12 protein-coding genes are annotated in these 16,352 nt (G+C 54.2%); 1 reads left to right on the top strand and 11 read right to left on the bottom strand.

Going from position 1 to position 16,352, the window contains the following annotated elements:
• Positions 1-31: 31 nt before the first annotated feature.
• The 5 genes from ldtD to cmoM all read right to left on the bottom strand — a co-directional run bounded on the left by ldtD (position 32) and on the right by cmoM (position 9,293).
• Positions 32-1,783 (bottom strand): L,D-transpeptidase, encoded by a 1,752-nt coding sequence (gene ldtD, locus QNN86_RS06075; protein ID WP_181619016.1) that lies wholly within the window; start codon positions 1,781-1,783, stop codon positions 32-34.
• Positions 1,784-2,042: 259 nt separating this feature from the next.
• On the bottom strand, positions 2,043-6,503 hold the full coding sequence (gene mukB / locus QNN86_RS06070; protein WP_181619015.1) for a chromosome partition protein MukB: 4,461 nt from the start codon (positions 6,501-6,503) through the stop codon (positions 2,043-2,045).
• The gene (gene mukE / locus QNN86_RS06065) at positions 6,503-7,207 is read right to left on the bottom strand and encodes a chromosome partition protein MukE (protein WP_096757667.1); all 705 of its coding nucleotides are present in this window, start codon (positions 7,205-7,207) and stop codon (positions 6,503-6,505) included. Before mukE ends, mukB begins: the two co-directional genes overlap by 1 nt.
• Positions 7,188-8,510 carry a chromosome partition protein MukF gene (gene mukF / locus QNN86_RS06060; RefSeq protein ID WP_096757668.1) on the bottom strand — a complete coding sequence of 441 codons (1,323 nt, stop codon included), beginning with the start codon at positions 8,508-8,510 and terminating at the stop codon, positions 7,188-7,190. The genes mukE and mukF overlap by 20 nt, the downstream gene beginning before the upstream one ends.
• Positions 8,511-8,513: 3 nt before the next feature.
• Positions 8,514-9,293: a tRNA uridine 5-oxyacetic acid(34) methyltransferase CmoM gene (gene cmoM / locus QNN86_RS06055; RefSeq protein ID WP_096757669.1), complete on the bottom strand. Its 780-nt coding sequence runs from the start codon at positions 9,291-9,293 to the stop codon at positions 8,514-8,516.
• A gap of 135 nt (positions 9,294-9,428) precedes the next feature.
• On the opposite strand from cmoM, the gene elyC reads away from it, so the two are divergent.
• Positions 9,429-10,193 (top strand): envelope biogenesis factor ElyC, encoded by a 765-nt coding sequence (elyC, locus tag QNN86_RS06050; RefSeq protein ID WP_182270098.1) that lies wholly within the window; start codon positions 9,429-9,431, stop codon positions 10,191-10,193.
• A gap of 93 nt (positions 10,194-10,286) precedes the next feature.
• Here the strand turns inward: elyC and QNN86_RS06045 are convergent, their stop codons facing one another.
• The 6 genes from QNN86_RS06045 to msbA all read right to left on the bottom strand — a co-directional run bounded on the left by QNN86_RS06045 (position 10,287) and on the right by msbA (position 16,330).
• The gene (locus QNN86_RS06045; protein ID WP_181619013.1) at positions 10,287-11,180 is read right to left on the bottom strand and encodes a YcbJ family phosphotransferase; all 894 of its coding nucleotides are present in this window, start codon (positions 11,178-11,180) and stop codon (positions 10,287-10,289) included.
• A 177-nt stretch (positions 11,181-11,357) separates the two neighbouring features.
• Positions 11,358-12,104, bottom strand: coding sequence for a 3-deoxy-manno-octulosonate cytidylyltransferase (kdsB, locus tag QNN86_RS06040; RefSeq protein ID WP_117341716.1), 747 nt, complete (start codon positions 12,102-12,104; stop codon positions 11,358-11,360).
• Positions 12,101-12,283, bottom strand: a complete 183-nt coding sequence (gene ycaR / locus QNN86_RS06035) for a protein YcaR (RefSeq protein WP_096757674.1) — start codon at positions 12,281-12,283, stop codon at positions 12,101-12,103. Before ycaR ends, kdsB begins: the two co-directional genes overlap by 4 nt.
• A gap of 38 nt (positions 12,284-12,321) precedes the next feature.
• Complete coding sequence (locus tag QNN86_RS06030) at positions 12,322-13,566, bottom strand: DNA glycosylase AlkZ-like family protein (RefSeq protein ID WP_182270099.1); 1,245 nt, start codon at positions 13,564-13,566, stop codon at positions 12,322-12,324.
• 41 nt (positions 13,567-13,607) lie between these two features.
• Positions 13,608-14,585, bottom strand: a complete 978-nt coding sequence (lpxK, locus tag QNN86_RS06025; RefSeq protein ID WP_182270100.1) for a tetraacyldisaccharide 4'-kinase — start codon at positions 14,583-14,585, stop codon at positions 13,608-13,610.
• On the bottom strand, positions 14,582-16,330 hold the full coding sequence (msbA, locus tag QNN86_RS06020) for a lipid A ABC transporter ATP-binding protein/permease MsbA (RefSeq protein WP_181619010.1): 1,749 nt from the start codon (positions 16,328-16,330) through the stop codon (positions 14,582-14,584). The genes lpxK and msbA overlap by 4 nt, the downstream gene beginning before the upstream one ends.
• Positions 16,331-16,352: the final 22 nt, after the last annotated feature.

The raw sequence follows: 16,352 nt of genomic DNA, 5'->3' as shown, positions 1-16,352 counted from the left end.
TACGACAATCATTTTCCTCGAACTGCTTCATTTATCTGATTAATTGTTCCACTTTTGACACAATTTGTGCACTGGATCGCGCAGTAAGATCGTAATTGTAAATATCTGTACGATATTGCGTACGCCCATCGGGTCCAACAAATGCGGTCAGATAGTAAAGATTAACCGGAATATTTTGGCGAATATTCACGTAGCGGGTATCCCCTTGTTTCAGGGCATCCGAGATCCGCGAATCATTCCAGCCCGCATCCTGTAGCAGCATGTTCGCCAGTTCCGAGGCCTTATTCACGCGCACACAACCGGAGCTAAGCGCTCGCGTATCTTTCTGGAACAAATTATGATTCGGCGTATCGTGCAGATAAATAGCGTCTGAACTCGGCATATTGAATTTATACCGTCCCAGCGAGTTACGCGCACCCGGCGCCTGCTGGAAGCGGAACGGCAAATTTGACGGTGTAATCGTCGCCCAGTCCACCTGCCACGGATCGATGGTTTCTTTGCTGTTCCAGCCACGCATCACGGTATACCCGTGACGTTCGAGATAGCCCGGATCGTTCCAAACTTTCGGCAGAATGTCTTTGCGCGCCAGCGTCGGTGGAACGTTCCACGGTGGGTTAACGACGACGTTATTCAGCGCACTACTCATCATCGGCGTTTTACGATCAGGACGTCCCACAATAACCCGTGAAGCCAGCACCTGATTACCGTTTTGATAATAAACCAGCGAGTAAGCCGGAATATTAACCATGATCCCGGTAGACAGATCGCCCGGCAGCAGGCGTAAACGCTGAATATTCAGTGCCAGCACGCCCGCACGCTGCGCTGGCGTCACGTTCAGCCAATCACGTGTTGCAGGACCAATGGCACCATCGGCCCCCAGTCCCTGCCAGGTCTGAAAACGCTTTACTGCCGCAACCAGTTCACTGTCGTAAGCGCCACGTCCTTCCCGGGCGGACGTGCTGACTGTCGCATCCACCATCCCGGTACGCTGCAAAATTTCACGCAGGGCCGGAATGTCATTACTCCATTCACCAGGGCGCAGCGTGGCTGTACTGGTTAACTGCGGCCACGGGCGTGAATCGCCCACCAGCTTCAGCAATGATTCGTGCATCGCCGCGTACTGCGGGTGCTGCGGCGTCAGACTGGCTATAAAGGGGGTTAACTGGCCGTTATCCAATGCCACCTGCCATTGATTAATCACTGAAATGGGTGGCGTAGTCAGCGCGTAAGGCTTGTCGCTGTAGAGCCAGCGATTGCCTTTGACCGGGATATTGGCAATAAAGTGAAGGTAGCCCATCATCGCGTCAGAAAGAACGGCATCCCGCGCCAGGCCCGTTACGCCTGGGTCGGTCAATAAAGCCACCCAATTGGTGAACTGCGGCTGAAAACCGGCAATCGCCACCTCGGCGAGCTGTTGCTGAAAGGCTTTGACCGCATCGCGATTTTCCCACATCGGTTTCATATCGCGGGCAGCGTACAGCAGTGCCAACTGGCTCATGTAAACTGGCGTATAACTTGTTGGAAGTTGAGAACGCAATTCGGTACGGGCATTATCCACAGACGCGCCATCCGGCAGCGCCTGAATACCCGCCATCACGGCTGTGGCGAAAGATTGTCCCTGCGGCTGCGATAACGCCGTTGGCTGTTCACTGACGGCTGCTGAGCTGTCGCCAGGGATCATTTCAGGCTCATCGGCCTGCGCATTGAACAGTGGAGCGAATGTTACGGCCAGGCACACACTGATTGCCAACAGCCGACGACCACACATTTTATTAAGCAACATCCCTTGCCCCCTGTTTTCTTTATCATACTTAAATAGCCAGGCCGTCTGTATTCTCCCGATTATCTCGGGGCGGGCCTGTAAAACGCCAATACGCTCTGAAGTATGACGAGCAAGCCCGGTGACGCGTCGGGCTTATCTTCAGTATATAAACATCAAATCGTTTTTGCCTAACCTAATGTAAAGAAATATAAAGAAATTACACCAGGCATTGAGTCCTTTTCAGAAAAGAAGAAGGCGGCCCTTTAGCCGCCTTCCTGACTTAACTTGCCTGCGATGAGGCATCTTCCGTTCCGGGCAGCGGTTCAGGAAGCTGCGGTGCAAACCCGCGCAGACCCACTACATGAACGTGCTCAGTATTCTGGAAGACCTTACGCACCAGTTTATAGGTGGTGCCTTTCTCCGGGCTGATGTTCTCCGGCGCGGCGATAATAAGCTGCATCTGCAAACGCTCGCACAGTTCAAACAGGGTCGCGATAGAGCGTGCATCCAGTCGTGCGGCCTCATCAAGGAACAGCAGACGACACGGGGAAATATCTTTCCCACGCAGTCTACGTCCTTCATCCTCCCAGCTTTGTACCACCATCACCAGAATCGACATCCCGGTACCGATCGCTTCACCCGTTGACAGCGCACCGGACTCAGCACGCAGCCAGCCGTCTGAACCACGGTTAACTTCAACTTCCATTTCCAGATAGTTGCGGTAGTCCAGCAGCTCTTCACCGATGGTTTGCGGCGTGCGCTGCCCCATGTCAATCTGCGGATTCAGACGCTGATACAGCTTCGCCAGCGCTTCCGAGAAGGTCAGGCGGTTACTATTGAACAGATCCTGGTGCTGTTCGTGCTGCTCGGACAGGACATCCAGCAACGTGGCGTGGGTTTCACGCACGTTAACGTTCAGACGAACGCTGTTAACCTGACCAAAGGAGACGTTTTGCAGACCCTGGTTCAGCATGCGAATACGGTTTTGCTCGCGCTGGATAGTCTTGCGGATGATGTTCGCCACGCTGCGGGAGCTGATTGCCAGCTTCTGCTCACGCGAGGTTAACTCTTCCGTCAGACGGCTCAGCTCAATTTCCATCTGTTCGATGGCTTCCACCGGATCGTCGGTACGGATAATATCCTGACGAATACGCTCACGCAGATGCTGGTAGACCGCCACGAAGAACTGGATTTTGCGTTCCGGACGCTTCGGATCTTCAGACATGCGCAGTACGTCACGCAGGTGTTCGTTGTCCGCCACCGCCAGACGTAGCGCACCCAACGCCTTATCCGACATTGAACGGAGTTCATCCCCGGAAAGATAAGCCAGCTCGCGACGGTGCAGACGACGTTCAACGCCGTTGTCTTTCACCATGCGCATCACGGCGCACCATCCGGCTTTCGCCATGACCACCTGCTCACGCATTTCAAAATAATCACGTTCCAGCTTACGCAGCCTGCGGGTCAGGTTATCCATTTCCGCTTCGCAGAAGGTCAGTGCTTTTTCCAGCTGGTTACGGCGGGCACGGTTGTTGCTGAGCTGGGCGTGCAGCTCATCACGACGGATACGTGCTCGTTCTTCCGCTCCGCTGTCGGCGCGAACGCCAATATCCTGCAGTTCGCGCTGTAAATCGTTGAGCAGCTCTTTTTTGGTGTCATACGAGCTTTTCAGCGACGCCATTACCTGACTGTACTGGCTGAGCTGTGCGGCATGACTGCGCAAGGCGTCACGGGCTCGGGTACGTTCCGCTTCGGCGTGTTCCAGACGCTCACGCAGCTTCTCGTTCAGATCGCTGTTACCGCTGAGCATTTCGGCCGAGTCAGAATAGCTAAAGTGTGCGCGGCGCTGGACGACTTCGGTCAGCGCAAACGCCTGCTGACGCGCGTCACGCTGCATCTGCTGCGAGTACGCGTAATCTTCTTTTAACTGTTCAAACTGCTCGGGGTCATTTTGCAGAACCGAAACCATTGGCTCCAGTTTGGCAAGCTGATTACCATGCTGCTGAACGAAACGCGCGGCCTCCTGGGCTTCATCCAGACGTTCGCGGATTTCGTCCACGCGATCAGCTAAGGTGTCATCGGCCAGTAGATTCAAACGCGGCAACAGGCGGTTAAGGGCTGAGACGCCCTCTTTCGCCTGTTCAAACTGCATGCGTTGCTGCTGGTTATCATTTTCATGATTGGTCAGCGCACGCTCCAGCTCAACGCGGCGGCTGTTCAGTTGGCGAATTTCCGCCTCGGGATCGGACTCAAACGCCACCGACAGATGGCTGCCGATGAAGCGGCTAAACGCCTGGTGCAGACGTTGCGTTTTCTGGACGTCAAACGAGAGCGTAGCGAAGCGTTCGGACAGCCCTTCACGTTCGGCATGCAGCGTTTCGATGCGGCTTTCCCGCGCGGCGCGACCAAAAATCGGTACCGTCGGGAAGCGAGAATAACGCCACTGACGCTCGGCGGTTTTCACCACCACCGCGCCTTCCAGTTCATCTACGCTGAAGACGCTGTCATCAAACGACTGCGGGTCCCCTTCGATGAAATAGAGATCTTCCGGGCAATCCGTCAGTCCAGACAGCTGTTCGGTGACCAGCGACAGATCCGGGACCACGATGGCATGGCGCGACGGGCCATACAGCGCGGAGAAGTACGGGGCATCTTCAAGGCTGACGTCATCGTAGATTTCTGACAGCAGCACGCCACCAAAACGTTCGGCCAGTGCGTTGAGGCGCTGATCTTCTGCGCCCCCCGGCTGACTTAAGCGTTCTATCTCTTCATCTACCGCGTTTTTACGTGCGCCGACTTCATCACGCTCAACAATGGCTTCGCGTTCGCGCTCCAGCAGTTGTTGCAGATATTCGGTGACCTCCTGGCTGGAGGTGAACTCTTCACCGCACTGTTCGCTAAGCTGGTTGAGGCTGTTCTGCGCCGCCAGCCAGACGGGAGCACGCTGCATTAAATGCTGAATGCGGGATTGCAGCTGTTCCTGCTCCTGACGCAGGGTCATACGCTGCTCGCTGGCAGACGATACGCTATCAGACAAGGACGCGATGCGGGCTTCCAGCTCCTGGTGCAGGGCTTCCAGCTCATCGATGTCGAAGTGTTTACCCTGACGCTTACAGAATTCAGCCAGCAAACGCTCGGCCTCCTGCTGTTCGCGCAGACGCTGCTCCAGCTCGCTCAGGCGCATGCGCAGCGGCTGAACCTGCTCCGCCAGATGCCGTTGCTCAACGCCTTCACGCAGCAGCTCACGCGCCACACTCCAGGCTTCACCACGCGCCAGCGGGCCGTTGATTGCAGCCACCAGCTGATAGGCTTGTTCGAACTGGCTGTGCGCGGTTTGCGCCACGCTCATTTTTTGTTCGAGCGTCAGCAGTTTTTCCGTGGCTTCCTGCTCTTTCGCCTGGAAGGTTTCCAGCCATTCTGCTGCGGAGTCTGGTGTCAGATCCGGTAAATGACAGATCTCTTTGGCTCGACTCAGCGCCTGAATTGCCTGAGTGTACTGAATCGCACGCGTTTGCTGGACGTCCAGCGCCTGCTGATAATCGGCAAGCTGGTTTTTCAGCTCATCCACTTCCAGTTCGGCGGCTTCCGCTCGCGCTTCGTTGTCTTCCTGGCGATCGGCGGCTTCCGCCACCACTTCATTTTGTTCTTCGAGACGGATCTGTAACTCTTCGAGATCCGCTTCATAACGTTCAATTTTTTCCTGCTGACGCAGCGCGGTTTGCACCAGATTCAGGTGATCGCTGGCCGCCTGATAATCGGCTTCAAGGTCGCCTTCGGCGCCATTGTGCTCGCCCAGCTCACGCGCCATATCCACGTGCTTATACTGCTCTGCCGCCAGTTGTTTACGCGACGTGTGCAGCTCACGACGATATTCCAGCGCTTTATCCAGGTGAATACGACGCTCGTTGGCATGGCGCATATAGTCCGCCGCCACGTAGTTGGTCGCTTCGCTGATCAGGTGCTTAAACAGGTCGCGGTCTGACTGGGTCACGCGTATCGCTTCCAGCGTCATGCGGTTTTCACGCAGTGCGGCTTCCATATCCTGGAACGCTTTACGCACCCCGCCGTTTTCCGGCAGCAGGTAGTCACGCAGTGAACGGGTTATCGCACTGGAAATCCCGCCGTACAGCGAGGCTTCAATCAGGCGATAGAATTTACTTCGGTCAGAGGCAGAGCGCAGACGACGGGCGATGATGCCCAAATCGAACATCAGCGAGTGATAATCGGTTATTGAGTTGAACTGCTTAAACTGGACGCCTTCCATCTCCTCAAGCTTATCTTTCAGCTCAGCAAGAGACAGGACGCGCGCCTGACGCTCATTCAACGTTTCCGTAACCAGTTCGGTTGGCTGTACCGACATCGGCAGCCCCTGAATGGCGAACGGTTTGATATCCACTTTACGATCGCGCCCGGCAACCTGTTGCAAGCGCACGCCAACCACTACGCGTTGATGACGCGAATTCAGGACGTCGAGCATCGAGTAACAGACACCCGCTTTGAGCTTACCGTGCAGGCCTTTATCGCGCGATCCGCTGGTCGCACCGGCTTCGGTGGTATTGCGGAAATGCAGTAAGGTTAAGTCCGGAATCAGTGCCGTAACAAATGCCGCCATAGTGGTGGATTTACCGGCACCGTTCCCGCCGGACAACGTGGTAACCAGTTCATCCAGGTCAAACGTGCGGGCAAAAAAACCATTCCAGTTGATCAGCGTTAGTGAGCGAAATTTACCGCGTTCAATCATTATTCTTCCTCTCCACTGTCCGGCTGATTCTCTTCTGGCTCATCGTTGAGTTGCAGATTATTTTCGACCGACATCGCCTCACCATCACGAATTAAACGACGCTGCGCTTCGCGCGGATCGTCGCCGCTGCGCACATCCGCGCCAAAGCGGAACACCGATTCCGTAATGCGGAATTTGCTGCTGTCATGGCCCATAAACCACACCATGCCTAAGCGGCGCAGGCGGTTTAATGAAGAACGTACTTTTTCCTGCAGCTTCTGACGGTCAACGTCCGAGCCGGTGGAGCGGTTATTCACCAGCCTGAGCAATTTAGCTTCGTCCGCCAACGTCAGCAGTTCGTCGTACAGTTCTTGCTGGGTAAAAATCCCTTCATTGGCCAGACGTTCCGGGCTGAGATAGAGATAGCAAAGAATTTTACCAACCATCATGTCCAGTTCAGACAATACTGAGCGCGGAATAAGCGTGGTCGAGCGCGGGCGAAGGTAGAAAAACCCTTCCGGCGCGCGGATGAGCTCCACGTTATAGCGGCTGTAAAATTCTTCAAAATATTCCTGAAAGTCCATCAGGAAGGCATGATTATCCAGCTCATCCAGCCCGATATGTCGGCCCGAACGTAATGCGCTGTCCAGCGCCGGAAATAACGGATTCGCCAGCGCCTGCGCCAGCTTAACCGGCATCACTTTTTCAATATTTGTCAATGACATGCGCCTGTACCTTGGCTCCGTAATCATTAATCGGCTGCCATTTGGCTGGCAGTCCGGTGAAATCTGCTTGCGCTACGCCAAGGCGTACCGCCTGATCGATAACAATACGCGCAACGTCGAAGTGACGCGCGCGCGGATATTGCGCCAGATACTCGCGCACTACCAAACCGAGATCCAGTGGCGTTTGTCTGGATTTATAGATAGCCAACTGTTCTTCGATGATCGCTGCCAGCTGTTCACGGATCTCGTTAAATTCTTCATACTCAAGGTCCGGCGGCAGTTCCCCAGTGACCTCTTCATCACGCAACACCATCTCTTCGTCACGCATGTCCAGCAGACGATCGGCATTGGCATAGGTCAACGCCCACGGATCGTCAAAGTAAGTCTGGACAGACTGGCGCAAACGCTGAGCAAAGACGCGGTTTTTATCCATATCAATCGCGGTACGGATGAATTTATGCACGTGGCGATCGTAGCCGATCCACAGATCGATGGATTGCTGACCCCAGCTTATAATACGGTCAAGCTTGCTCTGTAAGTCGAACACCAGACGGTCAACGAAATGCAGATCGTCATGGGTCATGGTGGAGTCCTGAATACGCAGCAGGTTAGCCTGTAGCTTATCCCCCGCTGCTTCCAGCGTGTCCTGCAGTTCACGCAGCGTGCCGGAGGTTTCAGACAGCAGCATTTCGCAGCTGGAAATCGCCGCCCGCCAGTCTTTATTCAGCAATTGGGCAATGTCGTCTTTCACCTGCTGCTGCTGCTCATCCATAATGCGCTGCGTCAGGTCGATGCTGTCGAAGATTTCCGCCACCGAATATTTCAGCGGTGCGTACACATTGCGGTGCCAGTGGAACTCATCGCCGCCTTCTTCGGCCGCATCTGCCGCGCGCTTCAGTTCCCCAGCCACAATTGAGAGCTGCATGGAAAGGCGCAGCGTCGAGAACTCACGCTGGCGGATGTAATAATCGGTGATGCCAATCCCCAATGGCGTCAGACGATAAATGGCGTTTCCTTCCGCCTGCTCGCTGGTAAAGCGGTTCAGCAGACGTTGACGCACCATATCGTTGATCGCGTTGTTGGCGCGCACGCCGATGGTTTCGCTGGTTTGCTCAAACGCATCACTGACATGGCGGAATGCATCCACCAGTTCGCCTTCACTCATCTCACCGTCAAGCCGCTCACCGTTCAGCGTAGCCACAGCCAGCAGAAAAGAAAGTCTGTCTACCGGCAGAGAGATGGAAAAGTCATTTTTTCTGGCCCAGGCAACCAGTTCGGGGACTGTCTGGGAAAATTCACTCATAGGTTATCCTTGCATCTGCGGTTTGCGCGCGGTGACATGAATATAACGCCCAAGGCTGATAAACGGCTCCTGGCGACAATAGCGCGTTTCTATTTCTGTTAAAGCGTCAAAACAGTCATGCTGTTTTTGTTTATCACGCAGATAATCATGAAACACCCTCACGCCCGTTTTACCGGTTATCTCCCAGCCGATCTCCTCCAGCCAGCCATAGACTTGCTGAGGGTCGCGCGGGAAATCGGGAGACAACGTGCGCCGTTTCTTTTTATACATTCCCTGCTGTACATAGCCAAAATTACCGACCAACACATTACGCATCAACAGACCGTTTGCATTGTAGAACATCAGCGATAAAGCACCGCCCGGACGTAACATCGACCACAGTGTTTTTAAGACCGCTTGCGGGTCAGCCACCCATTCCAGCACAGCATGAAACAATATCAGATCAACCTGAGAATCCAAATGCTGCGGAATGTCCTGAGCGGCACAATGTATAAAATGCATGTTGTCGCTCACACCTTGCTCTTCTGCCGCTCGTTGCGCTCGCGCCACCATTTCAGCAGAAAGATCGCACAAGGTGACGTGATGGCCCCGCTGCGCCATCAGAATGGCTGTCTGCCCTTCTCCGCCACCCGCATCAAGCACACGCAACGTTTGGCCCGCGTAGTCGGCAAGCAGCGTGTCCAGATCCTGCCAGAGGATCGTCTGACGAAGCTGACCTTTGGTGGTACCGTAAATGTTACGGGAAAACTTCTCGGCAATATCATCAAAATTGCGATCCCGCATCGCGCGCTCCACATGCTGGCTTAAGGGTGACTAAGTAAAACCGCTATTTTGTCACACCCACGCCGAGAATGAACCTTTCTGGTGTAATATCCCTGCTGATCTTCTGCTGTATGGTTAAAAAAGGAACCAAAAAGGATGCTTTTTACGCTGAAGAAAGTGATTGGCGGTATGATGCTGCCGCTTCCATTGATGCTGCTGGTGATGGGGATAGGGCTGGCGTTAGTGTGGTTTAGTCGCTTTCAGAAAACAGGGAAAGTGTGTATTAGCCTTAGCTGGCTGGCACTTTTGCTGCTCAGCTTGCAGCCCGTCGCCGATAGTCTGCTGAAACCGATTGAAGATACCTATCCCACCTGGCAGGATACGCAGAAAGTCGAGTACGTTGTGGTACTGGGCGGAGGCTATACCTGGAACCCGCAATGGACGCCGAGTTCAAATCTTATCAATAATAGCCTTCCGCGCCTCAATGAAGGTCTGCGTCTGTGGCGAGCCAATCCGGGATCGAAGCTGATCTTCACCGGCGGCGTAGCAAAAACCAACACCGTCAGCGCTGCGGAAGTTGGCGCCCGCGTGGCCCAGTCGCTGGGGGTTCCCCGCAGTGAGATAATTACGCTGGATGAGCCTAAAGATACCGAAGAAGAAGCTGCCGCAGTGAAAAAGGCGATTGGCGACGCGCCGTTCCTGCTGGTGACCTCCGCATCACATTTACCGCGCGCAATGATCTTCTTCCAGCAGGCCGGGCTGCATCCGCTCCCAGCGCCCGCTAATCAGCTGGCAATAGACTCTCCGCTGAACCCGTGGGAGCGCGCCGTTCCGTCTCCCGTCTGGTTGATGCACAGCGATCGCGTCGGCTACGAAACGCTGGGGCGCATATGGCAGTGGCTGAAGGGATCGGAACATTGACAGGAATGTTGCCTGATGGCGACGCTGCCGCGTCTTATCAGGCCTACGTGTTCAGCGCAGATTTGTAGGCCGGATAAGGCATTCGCATGTTCATCAGGCGAGCCAGGGCAACAGTGATTTGGTTGCCAGATCAAAGTTAGACCGACTGAAACGCCCGGTATTGACCAACTGGGCGACTTCATCCCACAACACATACAGCCAGCGTCGCCAAATGAACGACTCCGCCACGGGCGCGCGTTGCAGATATTGCCACAACAGGCTTTCCGCCAGTGCATTATCCATCAGCCGGAACAGCTCAAACTCTCTTGGCGCCCAGAGCATTAATCCCGGCCCGACCATTGCCAGGAGCTGATCGCTGCGAGCATCTTTGAGCATACTGCGCAAACTGAAATTACCGTGGATCAGAACGCAGTTATCATTAAAACCTTCGAACAGGCTGGGCAGACACTCTCGGGTCCGAAACAAAATCCGTTTGTCCTGCATCGTTAACCCGGTATTGCTGAACTGGTTGAGGGTGCTCCACAACACCTCCACACGTTGACGATACCAGGATGGCCAGACATTTTCCTGGGTATTATCCACCTCACCAACACATCCGCGACTGTCCTGGCGATGCCATGACAGCATGCCTTCTACAATCTGATCTTTTAAATGTTCCCAACGCTCGGGTGTTCTGGCGGGTGCTTCCACCGGCACGCCGCGTAAGCGCTCAAGTAGCAGCACGTCCGGGCCAGGATGTTCCTCGTGCGTCAGGACACCATAAATGACCGGCATACGTACCGTACCACTGCGCGCCAGCATGGACGTTTTCCATGCCAGCTGCTGTGCCATACCCGGCGTAGTGAAACTTCTCGCCATCAGCGGCATCGGGTTTCCCTGGCTGTCATACAATGCCCACAGCGCCGTATCCGCTTTTTCATTCACGCATTCTATACGACTGAGTTTTTCACCCAGTAAATGACTGAGTTCGGCACGCAACTGTTCCATTTCAGATGGCCCTCATAAATGCGACTGCTTTCATAATGAGCGTCGTGCAGACGGATGTCACCCGGATGAGATCAATTGATGAACAGAAAAGTGGAAGAAAAGAATCAAGATACGACACTCCTCCCACTAATACTCGCCAGATATCAATCTGTAGTGAGGGGAGTGTGATTAGAAAAACTAACGCATTTCAGCGCGAACGCGCTCGAGATCTTCGGCGGTATCAACACCTGTGCCGGGTACTTCTTTTGCCACAGCAACGTGAATTTTTTCGCCGTACCACAGCACGCGGAGCTGCTCCAGCATTTCAATATGCTCAAGCGGGCTCGGCTGCCAGTTGACATAGCGACGGATAAAACCGGCGCGATAGCCATAAATCCCCAGATGACGCAGGAAGGTATCGCCGACGGTTTCAAGACTTTTGGCAAAACGATCGCGATCCCAGGGAATAGTTGCCCGTGAGAAATAGAGCGCATAACCTTCAGAATCCAGTACCACTTTTACCGCATTAGGATTAAAGGCTTCTTCCGTGGTGTGGATCGGCGCAGCAAGCGTTGCCATACCGACCTGCCGCTGCGCCAGGTTCTCTGCTACCTGGCGAATAATGACCGCCGGGATCATCGGCTCATCACCCTGCACGTTCACAATAACGGTATCGTCGCTAAAACCACATTTCTCGACGACTTCCGCCAGGCGCTCCGTTCCGGACTGGTGATCGGCGCGCGTCATGCACACTTCCCCACCCACCGCTTCGACTGCGCGAGCAACATCTTCATGATCGGTAGCAACAATAATGCGATCGGCACCGGACTCGCGCGCACGCTCCAGAACATGCACGATCATCGGTTTGCCGTTGATATCCAGCAGTGGCTTACCGGGCAGGCGCGTAGACGCATAGCGCGCGGGAATAATGACCACAAAACTCATGATTTACTCTCATCCGCCGTCAGGGCGCGAGCTTCCGTTTCCAGCAACACGGGAATACCGTCTCGCAGTGGGAACGCCAGGTTATCCGGCTTACAAATAAGTTCCTGTTTTTCCTGGTTGTACCAGAGTTTTCCATTGCATACAGGGCAGGCAATAATTTCAAGCAGACGATGATCCATAGTTCCTCCAGATGGACCGGATTGTGAATCCGTAAATATTAACATAATCGTTTAGCGGACTGGGCTATTTCCCAGCCATCACGACAGTCGACAAATAAACCGTCAGGGTAGCGTCCCAGCGTAACGCGTGTCGCCTGTTGCCAGCGCGCAAAATCATCGATGGCCTGGAACACCCCCCTTTGCAGAGTCATTCCCGGTTTTACGCCATCCTGCAACCATAGTGAGATAATCTCCAGCACGCCTGTTTTACGGTGCATTTTAGCATCCATACGGCCCACCAGTTGCCCACGATGCAGCAAAGGCAAAACAAAATAGCCGTACTGCCGTTTCGGCGCGGGCGTATAGCACTCCAGCCGATAGTTAAAATCAAACAACTGCTCCGCGCGTTTACGATCCCAGACCACCGGGTCAAAGGGAGATAACACAGCACTGTGGGTGGCTGTTAATCTGCCCGCCTTTGCCTGTTCAAGCAATGGTAGAAGATCGCTATGGAGCCACATAGGTCCCAACCTTTCGACATCGACAGGGATGATTTTCCGTTGCTCTGCGCGCACATCACGCCAGTTTTTGAGTTCTGGACGCTTCAATCGATAGTAGTCCGCCAGCCACGGTTCACGGAAAATACCGAGGCTGCGCGCGCTGTTGTCCAGCATGACCGTTTCCGCTTGCGTCTGCGAAAGCAAGTCTCGTTCATCATCCCAGTGCGGCATAACCCGATGCGTTACATCATAGACCCGCTGGAAATTACGCCGCTCCACCACCATCACCCTACCGGCGGTGAACAGTCCTTCAAGATGACGTTTCTGCGGCTTCCATTCCCACCACCCGCTGGTTCCCTTGCGCGGATGCTCAAAATCGGCTGAACGCACCGGTCCATTTTGCTGAATGTGATGAAGCAATTGTTCAATCTCATGGACATGCTCTTGCATCCAGGCGGCTTTGTACTTCCAGCCCATATTCTCAGGGGCCAGCATACGATGGCGAATCAGCATAAAGTCGCTGCGCGGTAAGAAGCACGCCTCATGCGCCCAATATTCCATCAATTCGCCGTGCAGTAGCGAGTCATCCAGCCACTGTGGGGAATAGTCGCCCAGACGACTAAACAGCACCAGATAAGGGCTACGCGCGACAATATTAATGGTGTCTATTTGCAGTAAAGACATGCGCGTAATGGTCGCGAGAATATCTGCCGGGGTCGCCCGACGACGTGTTTTTTTCAGCAGGCCCTGTGCTGCCAGGTGAAGATGACGGGCATCCGTCAGAGAAAGGTGCGGCAACGACATGGATAACCTCATCAATCAGTCGCTGCCGCAGCGTGAAACCGTTAACGAGCCAGCGAGGTTAATTTATCAAGTAATACGTCAGGCTGGTCGCCCGACAGATGCGCATCAACAGGGAGGTACCACCAGTTATCCTCGGCAAAGGCACGACATTTCACCGCGTCTTTTTCCGTCATCACCAGCGTTTGTCCGGCAACTAATAATGCACTGACGTCACTGTAGGTCAGAGACTGATGGTCTGCCAATGGGACACATTTCTGTGGTTTAGCCCCGCATGCCGCCAGGGTGGCAAAGAAACGTGGGGGATGACCAATCCCAGCCATAGCAACAATATTGGGTAACAGCGCAACGTTGCAGCGCTCGCCGGTGCGTAAATTAACGGCCAGCCCCGGCTCAAGGCGCATCGGAATCTCTCCCGCCTGCGGGATACCACCGTTGACGATAGCCGCATCCACCGATTTAAGCCGATCCGCTCGCTCCCGCATAGGCCCCGCGGGAAGCCACCAGCCATTGCCAAACCGACGTTCGCCGTCAATCACCACGATTTCAACATCGCGCGCCAGGGCATAATGCTGCAGACCATCGTCCGTGACGATAATCTGCACGTCATGATGAGCAAGAATGGCTTTTACCGCATCGGCTCTTACCGGAGAAACAGCAACCGGCACGCCGGTACGCTGGAAGATCAGTACCGGTTCATCGCCCGCTTCTGCCGTCGTGGTGTCCGCCGTCAGCAACAGCGGGTACGCCTGCGCTTTTCCGCCATAGCCGCGAGAAACTACGCCCACACGAATGCCGCGTTGCTGCAGGTGTTCAACCAACCAAATAACGACGGGTGTTTTACCATTGCCGCCAGCTGTAAGGTTTCCAACTACTACAACCGGCACCGGTGCGCGCCATGCACGTTTAAGCCCAAGCGTATAGCATAAGCGGATCACCCCGCTCACCAGACCATATAGCCAGGAGAGCGGAAGTAACAACCGCCACAGCGGCGATTCACCGGACCAGATGCGCGCGATCATTGACCAAATTGCATTTTGTGTAATTGCGCATACACACCGCGTTGTTCGAGCAGTTCACTATGGGTACCGCGCTCAACAATCAGCCCATCTTCCACAACGACAATCTCGTCCGCCTGTTCGATGGTCGAAAGACGGTGCGCAATGACCAGCGAGGTGCGGTTTTTCTGCAGTTCATCAAGAGCCGCCTGGATAGCGCGTTCGGATTCGGTATCCAGAGCCGACGTCGCTTCATCCAGGATCAGAATCGGGCTGTCGCGCAGCAAGGCACGGGCGATAGCAATACGCTGGCGCTGACCGCCGGAAAGCAGCACGCCGTTCTCGCCGATGACCGTATCCAGACCATCATCCATCTTGTTGATGAAGTCCATGGCGTAGGCCATACGCGCCGCTTCTTCAATTTGCTCGCGACTGTAGATATCCGTACGCGCGTAAGCGATGTTATTGGCTACCGTGTCGTTAAACAGGTGCACGTTCTGCGAGACCAGCGCAACCTGATCGCGCAAGGACGCCAGGGTATATTCACGCAGATCGTGTCCATCCATCAAAATTTGCCCTTCATCGATATCGTAGAAACGCGTAATCAGACTGGCGATGGTGGATTTACCTGACCCTGAACGCCCAACCAGCGCAACGGTTTTTCCCGCCGGAATATTCAGGTTGATGTTACGCAGCGCAGGCACTTCACGACCTGGATAGGTAAAGGTGACGTTACGGAACTCTAAATCACCGGTCGCGCGTTCAATAACGCGTTTACCTTCATCTTTTTCCTGTTCGCTATCCAGAATAGTGAACAAGGTCTGGCACGCCGCCATACCGCGCTGGAACTGCGCGTTGACGTTAGTCAGAGACTTCAGCGGGCGCATCAGAGCGATCATTGAGGAGAAGACCACCGTGATGGTCCCTGCCGTCAGGTTTTCCATGACGCTGGGGAAACTGGCCGCATACAACACGAAAGCCAGCGCCAAAGACGCAATCAGCTGAATGATAGGATCGGAGATAGAAGACGCGGAAACCATCTTCATGCCCTGCAAACGCATCTTGTTACTGACTTTATCAAAACGATTAGATTCGACTTCCTGGCCACCAAAAATTAAAACTTCTTTGTGGCCTTTCAGCATCTGCTCCGCACTGGTCGTCACCTGCCCCATAGTGTTTTGCATATTCTTACTGATGCTGCGAAAACGCTTGGAAACCACACGAATTGCAATCGACACAATAGGCGCCAGCACAATTAGAATTAATGACAGCTGCCAGCTGTAATAAAACATCATGATAAACAGGCCAATAATCGAGGCCCCTTCACGCACTACGGTGATCAGTGCGCCAGAAGACGATGACGCAACCTGCTCTGAATCATAGGTAATACGAGACAGTAACGTACCTGTTGACTGTTTATCAAAAAAAGCGACGGGCATGCCCATCATATGACCAAACAGGCGGCGGCGTATGGTCATTACCACTTTGCCTGACACCCAGGAAATACAGTAGCTGGAGACGTAGCTGGTTAAGCCACGTACTACCATCAGTCCAATGACCACCAGTGGCATCCACATCAGCACCGAGCGATCGGCTTTACCAAAACCATCATCCAGTAATGGTTTAAGGAGCGATAGCATGAAGGTATCGCTGGCCGCGTTCAGGACTAACGCTATACCCGCCACGATCAGACCCGATTTAAAAGGCGCTATGGTCGGCCATAGTCGGCGAAACGTCTGCCACGTAGAGAGATCTTTATCGTTATGCATTCAAAAAACCAGCATTTGTTAG

The organism is Citrobacter sp. C348 (assembly GCF_047467975.1).
GTDB lineage: Bacteria > Pseudomonadota > Gammaproteobacteria > Enterobacterales > Enterobacteriaceae > Citrobacter > Citrobacter gillenii.
The sequence above is the reverse complement of the archived record's forward strand: the minus strand, read 5'-3'. Positions and strand labels throughout refer to the sequence as shown.

Coding starts and splice junctions, on each gene's coding strand:
- mukB (WP_181619015.1), bottom strand. CDS start 6,503: ATGATTGAACGCGGTAAATTTCGCTCACTAACGCTGATCAACTGGAAT.
- QNN86_RS06030 (WP_182270099.1), bottom strand. CDS start 13,566: ATGTCGTTGCCGCACCTTTCTCTGACGGATGCCCGTCATCTTCACCTG.
- elyC (WP_182270098.1), top strand. CDS start 9,429: ATGCTTTTTACGCTGAAGAAAGTGATTGGCGGTATGATGCTGCCGCTT.
- ycaR (WP_096757674.1), bottom strand. CDS start 12,283: ATGGATCATCGTCTGCTTGAAATTATTGCCTGCCCTGTATGCAATGGA.
- lpxK (WP_182270100.1), bottom strand. CDS start 14,585: ATGATCGCGCGCATCTGGTCCGGTGAATCGCCGCTGTGGCGGTTGTTA.
- ldtD (WP_181619016.1), bottom strand. CDS start 1,783: ATGTTGCTTAATAAAATGTGTGGTCGTCGGCTGTTGGCAATCAGTGTG.
- mukF (WP_096757668.1), bottom strand. CDS start 8,510: ATGAGTGAATTTTCCCAGACAGTCCCCGAACTGGTTGCCTGGGCCAGA.
- mukE (WP_096757667.1), bottom strand. CDS start 7,207: ATGTCATTGACAAATATTGAAAAAGTGATGCCGGTTAAGCTGGCGCAG.
- cmoM (WP_096757669.1), bottom strand. CDS start 9,293: ATGCGGGATCGCAATTTTGATGATATTGCCGAGAAGTTTTCCCGTAAC.
- kdsB (WP_117341716.1), bottom strand. CDS start 12,104: ATGAGTTTTGTGGTCATTATTCCCGCGCGCTATGCGTCTACGCGCCTG.
- msbA (WP_181619010.1), bottom strand. CDS start 16,330: ATGCATAACGATAAAGATCTCTCTACGTGGCAGACGTTTCGCCGACTA.
- QNN86_RS06045 (WP_181619013.1), bottom strand. CDS start 11,180: ATGGAACAGTTGCGTGCCGAACTCAGTCATTTACTGGGTGAAAAACTC.